The organism is Helicobacter sp. L8 (assembly GCF_003660355.1).
Classification (GTDB): domain Bacteria; phylum Campylobacterota; class Campylobacteria; order Campylobacterales; family Helicobacteraceae; genus Helicobacter; species Helicobacter labacensis.
Window position 1 is genome coordinate 1 of sequence record NZ_QXQR01000028.1, and the last position, 11,045, is coordinate 11,045.

Here is an 11,045-nt window from a genome sequence, read left to right on the forward strand (position 1 = left end):
AAGGGTTCAAAGGGGGGAGCTGGCGTTCAAATTTGTCTTGGGTCCAGGCGCGCAAGCGGGCATAATATCGAGGTAAGTCTAAACAGAGCGCGCGCGCACGCGCCAAAGCGCGTTTACTCCAATGGGGCGCAAAGCTAAAGAGCGCATACCCCCCCCAAGCCTAACACCACCAGCCACCCCCCCACCACACCAATATGCGCTTCTAGCACCTCTAGGAGCGCGCGCCCCACGATCCCCTTGTGCCATAGCAGGGCTTGGGCTAACAAGAGGGCTAAAAACAACAATAGGCTGGAGAACAAGATTTCTAAGGCGCGCAAACTCGCTTGGCGCGCCAAGGCGCACATAAGCCCTAGATAAAGCGCATCGCCATAGGCTAAGTAACCAAAATACGCCACATTCAAGTGCGCCAAATAAGCTCCCCACGCCCCAGCCAAACCACTGTGTCCTAAGCAAGTGGCTAGCATCAAGAGGGCTAGGAACGCATAAAGAATACCAAACACTAATTTGATGAGCCCTCCTAAATCCCGCAGATGTCCGTGTAGGGGCAAAAACGGCAAGTTTTGCGATCTAGAGTTTGGCTAAACTCTATGACCCCCTGACACTCTTGCAAGCATGCCTGCAACGCGTCTAAATCCCCTGCGATTTCTTCAGAGCTCTTTTCTACTAAGCTGCCCTTTTTTAAGTCGTAGAAATAAACGCGTAGGCGATCTTGGGGGTAACCTAGCGCGCGCGCGCCCAGAGTGTAAATAGCTAATTGGTAGTCTTGATCTTTGGGGGCGACTTGGCTTTTAAACTTGTAATCTAGCAAGCGGTAAGTCCCATCGGCGCATAAATCTAGGCGATCGATAATCCCCGTGAAAGCGAAGCCCGCAAAGCTGGTTTCAAATTTCTCTTCGCACGCCACCACTTGCGCTTCTTGCAACAATGTTTCTTCGCACGCAAAAAAGTTCGAAAGTTTGCGCACCACCACTTCCATTTTGAATCGCTCCAGCGCGCTCAGAGCACCCCACTTTGGCAAAGCCTGCAAACTCTCCAGCAGAGTTTGCGCGTTGATGGGGGCGTGTGTGTGGCTATAGACCTCCGAGTTGTAATAGGCTTGCAGAGCGTGGTGCAAGAGTGAGCCTTGATTCACACCCTCTTGGGGTGGGGGGGTGAGTTGCTTGACATACTTGAGGTAAAAACGCCGTTTGCAATCAAGAAAATCTCTAAGTTTAGAAGCGCTCAAGCCCAAATCTTGGGGTAAGGTCTCTATGTAGCTTTCTTGCAAATGCGCTAAGGGGCGCGCATTTAAAAAGAGTGTAAACGCCCCCTCAAGCGTGCTTAAACACGCGCCCAAGCCTAATTGGGCGATCATCTTAGAGGGAATGGCGTTGTTTGCGCTACTATAGGCGATGTCTGTGTGCGTGCTGTGCTTGATGAGTTGGTAGTAGTAATGTTTTTGCAAGTTTTGCTTATCTTGCAAGGTGGGTAGTCCTAAGGCGTGCCGTGTGAGGGTGTTTAAAAAGAGATCGCTATCTTTGATGTGGGGCACTAGGCGATCGTTAAAATCCAAGATCACCACGCGATCAAAACTAAGCCCCCGGCACTCTAGGACATCTAACACCTTGATCTTGCCCCCAGATACATCATCCACACGCAAATCCTGCAAGGCACGCATGAAGAGTTCTAAGAGGTCTAGGGTGCTGTAGTGCCGCAAGGTGGGCGCGATGCGCGCGTAGGTTTCAAAAAACTCTTGACAAAAGGCGACCAGTTTGGATTTGGCTTGGATAGGTGTTGTTTGCAAAAGATGTGAACAGCGCTCTTGGAGGGTTTGTAAGGGATTGGCGCAAGTGGGAGGCAGAGTTTGCCAACTAGCTTTTAAAGCCTCTAGGGCATTGAAATAGGGGGTAAAGACTTCTTTGGCTTCTTGCCCGCGCGCAAAATTGAGATTATGCCCCAAGTCTAAAAGTTTTAAAGCGCCAAGGATTTGCGCGCTGGGGGTGATGATGGCTAGGGTGCTGGGGTCTAAATCCTCTTTTAGCCACTCTTGCACCCTGCATAAAGCCAGCCCCACTTGATCCAAACGCCCATTGAAATTATAAAGCCGCACAGTCTGCACATCCAAGGGGGTTTGGGGGTGGGCTTTGATAATGGAGGGTTCTTGGCGGAGCTTGGCTTGCAAGTCAATCGAGTAGCTATACTCCTCTTGTAAGTCCAAACCCAAGAAGTGCAAAAAATGTTTGTTGTAACGATCACAGTCCACATGCAAGATCAAAGGCACGCTCTTGGCGATCTGGTATAGCATCTCTTGTTCCTGCGCGCTCAAAAAACCTTCTAAATAAAATTCTATGCGCGCGAATTTTTCAAGCACGGGGGTTAGCAAAGTAGGGCGCGCGCCCAAGATCGCATCGTAATAGCCCAACTGCTTTAAGATCGCTTGGTAGCAATCCCCAATGCGCTTTAGCACGGCTAGGTGGTTTTCATAGTCTCCATAGATGTCTTTGGTGGGGATTTGATCCATGCTAACGCCAAATTTGGCTAATTCATTGAAGAAGTGCGCCACAAACGCGCTCCCATCTAAATAACCCAAAAAACTCTGTTCAAAGACGACTAGCCCCTCTATAAGCGCGCCCTCTTTAGCCACCTCTTTAATCGCTTCCATCAAGAGCACTTGACGCACACTTTCAGGGATTTTAACCAACCCCTCTACAAAGCTGATTTGGCTATAAAATTCTTGCACGCTCCAAGTGGTGGGCAAAAACCCCTCGGGTTGTTTGGCATAAAAGGCGTTGCAAGCGCGCCGACTGCTAAAGACATATAAAATAGGGGGGGTATTTAAATCTAACATGGCTCTTCTAACAAAGCTAGCGCACGCTTAGCGATATTGTGCGCGCTAAAGCCAAAGTGATTAAATAACACATCTCCGGGGGCGGATTTGCCAAAACTCTCCATGCCCAGCACGCTGTGAGCAAAATGTCCCCACTCTAGCCCCCGCCCTGCCTCAACGACTAACACCTTACCTTTAAACAAGCTTTCTAAATAAGTTTTATCTTGTTCTAAGAGTAGATCAAAACAGGGCACGCTGACTACCTGCACCCCCACGCCTTGATTGGCTAAAATCTGCGCCGCCTCTAAACAGGGACTAACTTCGCTCCCACTGCCCACTAAAGTGATACTAGGGTTAGAGTGGGCGCACACTACATATCCCCCTCTTTGCACACTCTCTAGGGGCATATTGGCGCGCACCTGTAAGTTTTGGCGTGAGAGCACAAAAGCGCAAGGTTTATTTAAAGATAAGGCTACTTGCCAACAGCGCACATTTTCATGTGCGTCCATCGGTCTAAAGACATAGAAATTGGGCAAGGCTCTTAAATGGCTCAAGTGCTCGATGGGTTGGTGGGTAGGACCATCCTCACCCACCCCGATACTATCATGGGTAAAGATGTAAAAAACTTGATTGCCCATCAGCGCGCTTAGACGCAAAGCGGGGGCTAGATAATCACTAAAGACAAGAAAGGTCGCACAAAAGGGCACAAATAAGCCGTAATTGGCTAGAGCATTGTTGATAGCCCCCATAGCGTGCTCGCGAATGCCAAAATGCAGATTATGCCCAAAATGGGGGGGCAAACAATCTGCTTGGGCTTTTAAATGGGTGTTATTAGAGGGGGCAAGATCGGCACTCCCCCCCAAAAAGCCTAAATAGCTTTCACTCAAGGCGTTTAAAATCGCGCCATTGCTCGCGCGCGTGGCGATCATTTTGCCCACTTCAAAAGTGGGGTATTGGACTTTAGAGAAGTCTTTAGCCTGCAAGTGGGCGATGCGCGCGCTTAGATCGGGCTGGCTATGAATATAGCTTTGCCACTCTGACTCTAAGGCTTGCCCCTTTTTTTGCAGATTGAGCGCGCGCGCCACTTGCGCGGGGATCACAAATTCCCCGCTCAAACCCAAAGCCTGCTTAGAGCGTGCTAACACCTCAGCCCCTAAAGGTGCGCCATGCACTTTTGCGCTCCCCTCTAGCCCAAGCGCTCCCTTGCCAATGGTGGTTTTAGCAATGATTAAAGTGGGCTTAGTAGTGGCTTTAGCACGGATCAAGAGGCGATCCATCTCTAAGAGATCATGCCCATCGCCCTCTAGCACCTCCCAGTTTTGTGCCTTGAAACGCGCACGCACATCTTCGCTAAAGGCTAAGTTGGTGCCCCCCTCAATGGTGATCGCATTGCTATCATAGATCACAATCAAATTATCTAGCCCTAAATGCCCGGCTAAGGACGCGCTCTCATAGCTTACCCCCTCTTGTAAATCCCCATCCCCACACAGACAATACACCCTGTGGTTAATACTCCGTGTGTCCAGTAAGTTTTGGGCGATCTTGCTTGCTAGAGCAAAACCCACCGCGTTAGCAAAACCCTGTCCTAAAGGTCCGGTGGTGATCTCTATGCCCGGGGTGTGCTTAAACTCTAAATGCCCGGGGGTTTTAGAATCAAGCTGTCTAAAGGCTTTTAAATCCTCTAAGCTTAGATCAAAACCCCATAGATGCAAGAGCGCATACACCAACGCGCTGGCATGCCCTCCGCTAAACACCACGCGATCCCGGTTGAGCCAATGCGGGTTTTTGGGATTAAGGCGCACATGCCGCCCTAAAACTACCCCCACCTCCGCCAAGCCCATCGCCACGCCGGGGTGTCCGCTATTAGCCCTTTGCACCATGTCCGCGCTCAAAAAGCGCAGGGTTTGCGCGCAAGTCTGTAAGAGGGGTAAATCCTGCTCTGTCAGCCTAGTATCCATGCAAAAACCTTTAGAAAAATGCCCCCATGTTAGCAAACTTGCTCTTAATCTAGCTCCCGCGCTAGCGCGATGTCTTGGCTAATTTGGGCTTTGAGGTCGGCTAAATCGCCAAAGTGGCGGTTGTCGCGGATTTTCTTTAAAAAACACACGCGCAACACAGAGGGGGGGATGTGGATATGGCGATCTAAAATATAGGTTTCAAACGCCATTTTGCCATCTGTGCTCAAGCGATGCCCTAAAAAACTCACCGCGCGTGTGCATTGCTTGGCAAGAGGCACATTGGTGATATAAACCCCCGGGTGGGGCAGTAATTCGGTTTGCAGGGCTTGGGTGTTGAGGTTTAGGGTAGGGTAGAGATGGGAGCTGCCTAGGTTTTGATCGGTGATGATATGCCCTTGCAAGCTAAAGGGGCGGCCTAAGAATTGGTGGGCTAGGCGCACATCGCCTCGCTGGATACACTCCTTAATATGGTAAGAGTGCAAGGCGATCCCCTTGATTTTAATGGCTTCCATAACTTGGAGCTGGATTCTAGGAGGCAAGAGGGCGCGCATTTGCTCCACTCCCATCGATCGCCCCTGCGCGCATTTAAAATCATAGCCCACCACGATTTTTTGCAAGTTAGGGAACTTGGTTTCCAAGAGGGCGATGAATTCGAGCGCGCTAATGCCTTGGGCGTCTTCTAGGGGTAAAAAGTAAATGCGCTGGGCGTAGCGCTCTAGCAGGCGCGCGCGTTCCTCTAGGGGGCTTAAAGCCATGAGTGGTTTTACACGCTCCACAACCAAGACCGCGCCATGAGTTCCTAGCGTGTTTAATAGGCGTTGGTGCGCTAAGTGCACCCCATCAAATTTCCCAATGGCTAGACTTAAACTCGTTTCATCTTTGGATATGGATAAAAATTTCTGCATTCCCGGCCTTACCTTTGATCTGTGAAGTCTCCAGCGCACACACACGCCAGCCCAAGAGTCTAATCTCTGTTAAAAACTCCTGCAAACGCATGTTAATTGCCCTCTCATCGCACACCACACCCGCTTTATTGCGTTTAGCCTTAATCCCCACTTCAAATTGGGGTTTGAAAAGCAATAACGCCTCCTTGCTCAAGGCACACAATGTTTTTAAAATTTTACTCAAAGAAATAAAACTCACATCGCAGGTCAGTAAGTCGTAATTCTCTGTGGGCACAAAGGCGCGGATGTCGCAATGCTCCACAACACGCACGCGCAGGTCTTCTCTTAAGCGCGCATCTAACTGGTTAGACCCCACATCTACACAGATCACCTTTTTAGCCCCCTTTTCTAGCAAGACTTGCGCAAACCCCCCCTTGCTTGAGCCCACATCTAAGATCACCTTATCCCTGCAATCCAGCGGATGACACTCCAAGTAATGCCATAGTTTTTCGCCCGCACGGCTCACAAACACCCTTTGGAGTAATTGCACTTCTAAACAAGGGGAGACTTCTAAACTGGGCTTGCGTAAAACCTGCCCCCCGCTAGCCACCTTGCCCTGTATAATTAAATCCTTTGCCTGCGATCGACTTTGGGCTAGCCCTAGCAACACCAAATATTGATCCAAGCGCATTAAAAGGCGGGGGCGGGCACTTTGTAGGCAAAGTTAAAGATGATCGTACCCAGCCCTTCAATATCCATCTGCAATTTAGCCTCCTCTTCAGACGCGCGATCGAGTTTGTCAAAGGCTAGCAAAAACCCGCGCGCGTATTTGTTGGTGGTGTATAACACGCTGTCAAACTCTTCTTTAGAGATTTCGCGCACCCACGCTGGGGTCTCTACCCTCTTGATCCCATAGAGTTGGTAGCTAATCGCGTCATTATCCAAATAATTCGAATCTTGGGTGAAGATTTCCACAAAGAAAAACTCTCTAGAGTGGTAGGTTATGGGGTCTACATCATTGAGATGGGTAGCCAGCGCGCTTAAAATGGGGCGTAAATTGACAATGATCTCACCCTTACGCGTGGCTTGTGTGCGTTGCTCGGCTAAAAAATCTGGTTTATATGCGTCCGCAAAATTGTCTGTGCACCCTATGAGCCCTAGCAACAACACCCCTAAGTGTAAAAACACTCTGCCCATGTTATAAATCCCTGCATGTTAACCCAATTCACCCACACCAAAGACCTTAATAATAGCGAAATTTTAGCCCTTCTAAGACGCGCTAACACCCTTTTGCGCCAAGAGGCTAGACCGGCTAATTTAGCCCATAAAAATATCATCGCCCTTTTCTTTGAAAACTCCACCCGCACGATCGCCAGCTTCCAAGTGGCTGCCTCTAGGTTGCAAGCGCATTTTAGCGTCTTTAATGTGCAAAAAAGCTCGACTAGCAAGGGCGAGAGCCTGCTAGACACCTTGCATAATATTGAGGCAATGGGGGTGGATTTGATCATCACACGCCATCACCACTCCAGCTCTGCGCCCTATTTTGCCAAACATCTAAAATGCGCCTTTATCAATGCTGGGAGTGGCACGCTCTCCCACCCCACCCAAGCCCTGTTAGACTTGCTCACGCTTTATAACCACTTTGAGGGCGATTTAGAGGGTAAAACTATCGCCATCGTGGGGGATATTAAAAACTCGCGCGTGGCTAATAGCAATATGGAGTTACTGCCCCGCTTTGGGATGAAAATTCTCTTAGTCGCCCCCCCCACTTCTTGCCCCCCACCTCCCACCCTAGCACGCATTCTTTAGCAGAGGCGTTAGAAAGCGCGGATGTGGTGATGGGGTTGCGCACCCAAACTGAGAGGCATAGCCTGCAAACCTATGGATCGCTCAAAGACTACGCTAAGGATTTTTGTTTGACACGCGCGCGTTTTAAGGATCGTCCCATCCCTATTTTACACCCCGGTCCCGTGCACCGCAATGTAGATATACAAGACGCGCTTTTAGACGATCCGCGCTCTTTGGTGCTCCAACAAGTCAAGCTGGGTGTATTTTTGCGCATGGCATTGATGGAGAGTCTACTTACTGCTTAAAACCATCGCACGATGAAAAAAATAATCCTCTTAGGGCTGTATTTTTTAAGCACTTTGCAAGCCACGCCCTATTTTTTTAGAGATTTTCACTCTAGCCATTTAGAGCATGCCATCCATTTGCAACGAAAACTTAAAAAAGAAATCCACACATGCGCGCAACTTAATACCTTGCCCCACTACACGCCAACAGGTGAGAGAAAAGCCGATGCATGCAGTGCGGAGTTTAAAAAATCCGCCACTCTAGCCTATGATTTGGCTTTAGGATTCTTGACAAGTGGGAAAGCAGAATACGCCAAAAGAGCGCAAGAGATTTTAGAGCAGTGGGCGCAGAGCCTAAAAGTGGTGGGCTCTAAGGAGGCTAAAAATCTCATTAACTTTTATATGCCCTATATGAATATGGCATATCTCTTCATGCGCACAAAATTTCCTAGCCCTTTATTTGAGCACTTTGCGCGAGACACATTAGCCTATGCCCGCTTGAATAAAGACAATAATATCGGGGCTTGGGCTATCCTTTTGGGTGTGAGTGGTGCCCTTGTTACCCACGATGGCAATCTGCTGGCAAAAATGGCGGATAAATGGCAAGAGTGGATTTTAAACGCCGTTGATGAAAATGGTGTAATGGCAAAAGAGATTGTGCGCTCCAACACAGCTAACTACAATGGCGGACCCACTAAGGGCATTAAAGGCATTGCCTACACACATTTTGCGCTCACACCCATTAGCGTGGCTGGGCAACTGCTGGCAGAAAATGGCTTTGATTTGTGGCATAGCCGCGCGGCACAAAAACTTTTCAAAGCCTATGAAAGGGTTGCAGAATGGGTGCTTGATCCTAAAAGTTTTCCCTATTACCAACCAAACTTAATCGGCGTGCATCACGATGCCTATTTTCTGTTACTGAACAAATATTTTAAGAGCTTAGCAGGGCAGGCGGTGATTGAGCAAGGTAATTTTCAAGGCGATCGTTTTAGATTGCAGTTTAATGAGGATTTGACTAAAGAATGATAAAGCTTGCCCAAGATGCTTTTAGTCGCCCTCCATAGGGATAAAAATTAGAACTGGGCAACTTCATCTAATCCCCCTGTCTTAAAGATAGGGGTAGTTTTCTCCATATGCCCTAGGGTGTGCTCGATACACTACACTCTTAATCCATAACTTAACAATCTCCCCATTTTTACGCCTGAAAGCGACAAAAGCAAATGTGCCTTGTTGTTGCAAAAGATACACCCTATCTCTAGGGATTAAAAAGAGATTGTTGATTTTACAATGATTATTAGGGGTAGAATAAAAATACGCCCTATTCTTGCCACTAATGGTTTTTAGGGGGTGGGTTTGTAGGTTTTGATCTTTAAAGCGTGCCTGCAAGACTTTAGTTTGGCTGGCATCGCAGAACTTTAAACATGTTTCTAGTTGGTGGGCGTATTTTAAGGGGAAGGTGAGATTAACCCTGTTTAGATCGTGCAACTTATGCGTTTTAAAATCATAATTTGCCCAGCCTATGGTGCCTGTGCCTAAAAATTTGAAGTGCTTGGGGTCTTGTTGCCAGTTGAAATACAATTTAGCCATGATTATGGTCTTGATCCCATGTGTCTATGTAGTAAGACACATGCGCTTTGAGCCACTTTACGCCCTTATGATCGCTATCCCACAGCTTGAAGTTAAACGAGCTATGCTCTACCAAAGAGATAAATTTTAAAACGCACTCAGAATTGACATGCCCGGGGAAATCAATTTGGATAGGTGTGGCTTCTTGGGCGCAAGTGAGGGCAATCCAACTCACCCACACAAGGCAAAATCTCAACTTAACTAATCCCATCACTCTAAAGCTTATGGTAATTATCTGAAAAGTTTAAGTCCTTTGGTTTAATTCTCAAACAATAGGAGGCAATGATGTTAAGAAAATATCTTATTATGCTGTTTCTAGCGGTGGGTGTGCTGGGTGCTCAAGACAACACTTTACAACAAGCAGAGGCAGCTTACAAGAGGAAAGACTACCCAACAGCCTTTAAACTTTACAAACAAGAGGCACAAAGGGGAGAGGCGCAGGCGATCTATCATTTGGGATTGATGTATCGTTATGGGGAGTTGGTGGATTTAGACTACAAACAAGCCGCTAAATACTTTGAAAGGGCGGGGAAAATGGGAGTAGCAGATGCCTACCTTGAGCTAGCAGAAATGGTAGCAGATGGAAAAATAGTAAAAAATGCCAAGGGGGAGCCTTTTGCTTGCGAACGGGCACTTTTATACGCTAACAGAGCCCTAGAGTTAAGCCCAAAGAGGGCAGATATTTATAGAATAGTGGGGAAACTCTACATTAGCACTCAAGCTGGGGAATCTCTTTGCAGTTTTAGATATGAAGAAAAAATTTTTCAAAAGGGGTTGTCTTACCTTGAAAAGGCAGGGGAGATGGGCGATTTTAGTGCCTACACTTTGCTAGGCTACAATTATTTTTGGGGTTCTTCTAGGTTTGAGCGTAGTTTTAAAAAAGCCAAGCAATACTATCTTAAGGCAGTAGCGGTGCTGGAAAAAGCGGGGGCAAAGGGGGATAGCCAAGCCTATAATGAGCTAGGGTTGATTTATCAAGGTGAGTATGGCAATTTTCTCACGAGGACGATCCTAGGTGATCTTGGCTGCTGTAAGGCAACCCGAGAAAATGGGGATAAAGCGATGGAGTATTTCAAAAAGGCGGTGGCGATGGGGAATGCCCATGCCTACACCAACATGGGAAAGTATGTAGATGAGAATAAGGCTAAAGAGTATTATAAAAAGGCAGGGGAGTTGGGGGACGCACAGGGGTATGTCGAGTTGGCACAAATGGAAGGGGCACTGCTTAGCAAGAGCATTGGGTAGTGCTAGATCGTTTTGCAGACTCTGGGAGACTGGCGTGGCATGTGTGGATTTGGGGCTTAATTTTATTGGGGAGGAGAAGTCTAAGGAGTATGCAAAAATCGCTAAAGAGAATTTAAAGCGCGCCTTAGCCCATCCACCTTTAGAGTTTGAAAGCGCGCAGGAGAATACATCTTTGCAAAGATTAAACTTTGAGGGGCGGAATGTCTATGATTTTAGACTGATTGGCATGGGAGTATTTTTGAGCGCGTGCGCGCCTAGCATTGTCTACAAGGATGTTTACATACCCACTCCTTGCAATATTGAACGCCCCACTAGACCGTCTAAGGACTTAGGGGTGTTAGAGTATGTGCGCGCCTTACGAGAGTTTGCAGGGGCTAGAGCGCGGGGATGATATTATCCACAAGGTGCAGGACAATAGCGGGAAGTGGAATGGTTTTAAAAGGTGGCTCAATCA

At 47.9% G+C, this 11,045-nt stretch carries 11 protein-coding genes and 1 pseudogene; 4 read left to right on the forward strand and 8 right to left on the reverse strand.

Going from position 1 to position 11,045, the window contains the following annotated elements; all coding sequences use genetic code 11:
• Positions 1 to 134 precede the first annotated feature (134 nt).
• The 6 genes from EAO37_RS08480 to EAO37_RS08505 are packed head-to-tail and all read right to left on the reverse strand — an operon-like array spanning position 135 to position 6,845.
• Positions 135 to 500 (reverse strand): hypothetical protein, encoded by a 366-nt coding sequence (locus tag EAO37_RS08480; protein ID WP_120953202.1) that lies wholly within the window; start codon positions 498 to 500, stop codon positions 135 to 137.
• A 17-nt stretch (positions 501 to 517) separates the two neighbouring features.
• Complete coding sequence (locus EAO37_RS08485) at positions 518 to 2,827, reverse strand: PD-(D/E)XK nuclease family protein (RefSeq protein ID WP_120953205.1); 2,310 nt, start codon at positions 2,825 to 2,827, stop codon at positions 518 to 520.
• Positions 2,821 to 4,764, reverse strand: coding sequence for a transketolase (gene tkt, locus EAO37_RS08490; protein ID WP_120953229.1), 1,944 nt, complete (start codon positions 4,762 to 4,764; stop codon positions 2,821 to 2,823). Before tkt ends, EAO37_RS08485 begins: the two co-directional genes overlap by 7 nt.
• Before the next feature lie 44 nt (positions 4,765 to 4,808).
• Positions 4,809 to 5,669: a bifunctional riboflavin kinase/FAD synthetase gene (locus EAO37_RS08495; protein WP_120953208.1), complete on the reverse strand. Its 861-nt coding sequence runs from the start codon at positions 5,667 to 5,669 to the stop codon at positions 4,809 to 4,811.
• A complete protein-coding gene (locus EAO37_RS08500; RefSeq protein ID WP_120953211.1) occupies positions 5,638 to 6,339 on the reverse strand; it encodes a TlyA family RNA methyltransferase in 702 nt (233 codons plus the stop codon). Before EAO37_RS08500 ends, EAO37_RS08495 begins: the two co-directional genes overlap by 32 nt.
• Complete coding sequence (locus tag EAO37_RS08505) at positions 6,339 to 6,845, reverse strand: hypothetical protein (RefSeq protein WP_120953214.1); 507 nt, start codon at positions 6,843 to 6,845, stop codon at positions 6,339 to 6,341. The genes EAO37_RS08500 and EAO37_RS08505 overlap by 1 nt, the downstream gene beginning before the upstream one ends.
• A gap of 15 nt (positions 6,846 to 6,860) precedes the next feature.
• Here EAO37_RS08505 and EAO37_RS08510 point away from each other — a divergent pair.
• Both EAO37_RS08510 and EAO37_RS08515 read left to right on the forward strand, forming a co-directional pair.
• Positions 6,861 to 7,741 (forward strand): annotated as a pseudogene (locus tag EAO37_RS08510) (aspartate carbamoyltransferase catalytic subunit).
• A gap of 12 nt (positions 7,742 to 7,753) precedes the next feature.
• Entirely contained in the window at positions 7,754 to 8,746 is a 993-nt protein-coding gene (locus tag EAO37_RS08515) for an alginate lyase family protein (protein ID WP_120953217.1), read from the forward strand.
• A gap of 81 nt (positions 8,747 to 8,827) precedes the next feature.
• Here the strand turns inward: EAO37_RS08515 and EAO37_RS08520 are convergent, their stop codons facing one another.
• On the reverse strand, positions 8,828 to 9,307 hold the full coding sequence (locus EAO37_RS08520) for a hypothetical protein (protein ID WP_120953220.1): 480 nt from the start codon (positions 9,305 to 9,307) through the stop codon (positions 8,828 to 8,830).
• Positions 9,300 to 9,557, reverse strand: coding sequence for a hypothetical protein (locus tag EAO37_RS08525; RefSeq protein WP_162983007.1), 258 nt, complete (start codon positions 9,555 to 9,557; stop codon positions 9,300 to 9,302). Before EAO37_RS08525 ends, EAO37_RS08520 begins: the two co-directional genes overlap by 8 nt.
• A 74-nt stretch (positions 9,558 to 9,631) precedes the next feature.
• On the opposite strand from EAO37_RS08525, the gene EAO37_RS08530 reads away from it, so the two are divergent.
• Positions 9,632 to 10,591, forward strand: coding sequence for a tetratricopeptide repeat protein (locus tag EAO37_RS08530; RefSeq protein WP_162983008.1), 960 nt, complete (start codon positions 9,632 to 9,634; stop codon positions 10,589 to 10,591).
• Positions 10,592 to 10,625: 34 nt separating this feature from the next.
• On the forward strand, positions 10,626 to 10,982 hold the full coding sequence (locus tag EAO37_RS09740) for a site-specific DNA-methyltransferase (protein WP_240451792.1): 357 nt from the start codon (positions 10,626 to 10,628) through the stop codon (positions 10,980 to 10,982).
• Positions 10,983 to 11,045 lie beyond the last annotated feature (63 nt).

What these genes read in the sequence shown, in the direction of transcription:
- EAO37_RS08530 (WP_162983008.1), top strand. Translation starts at nt 9,632, where the DNA reads ATGTTAAGAAAATATCTTATTATGCTGTTTCTAGCGGTGGGTGTGCTG.
- tkt (WP_120953229.1), bottom strand. Translation starts at nt 4,764, where the DNA reads ATGGATACTAGGCTGACAGAGCAGGATTTACCCCTCTTACAGACTTGC.
- EAO37_RS08495 (WP_120953208.1), bottom strand. Translation starts at nt 5,669, where the DNA reads ATGCAGAAATTTTTATCCATATCCAAAGATGAAACGAGTTTAAGTCTA.
- EAO37_RS08520 (WP_120953220.1), bottom strand. Translation starts at nt 9,307, where the DNA reads ATGGCTAAATTGTATTTCAACTGGCAACAAGACCCCAAGCACTTCAAA.
- EAO37_RS08505 (WP_120953214.1), bottom strand. Translation starts at nt 6,845, where the DNA reads ATGGGCAGAGTGTTTTTACACTTAGGGGTGTTGTTGCTAGGGCTCATA.
- EAO37_RS08485 (WP_120953205.1), bottom strand. Translation starts at nt 2,827, where the DNA reads ATGTTAGATTTAAATACCCCCCCTATTTTATATGTCTTTAGCAGTCGG.
- EAO37_RS08515 (WP_120953217.1), top strand. Translation starts at nt 7,754, where the DNA reads ATGAAAAAAATAATCCTCTTAGGGCTGTATTTTTTAAGCACTTTGCAA.
- EAO37_RS08525 (WP_162983007.1), bottom strand. Translation starts at nt 9,557, where the DNA reads ATGGGATTAGTTAAGTTGAGATTTTGCCTTGTGTGGGTGAGTTGGATT.
- EAO37_RS08500 (WP_120953211.1), bottom strand. Translation starts at nt 6,339, where the DNA reads ATGCGCTTGGATCAATATTTGGTGTTGCTAGGGCTAGCCCAAAGTCGA.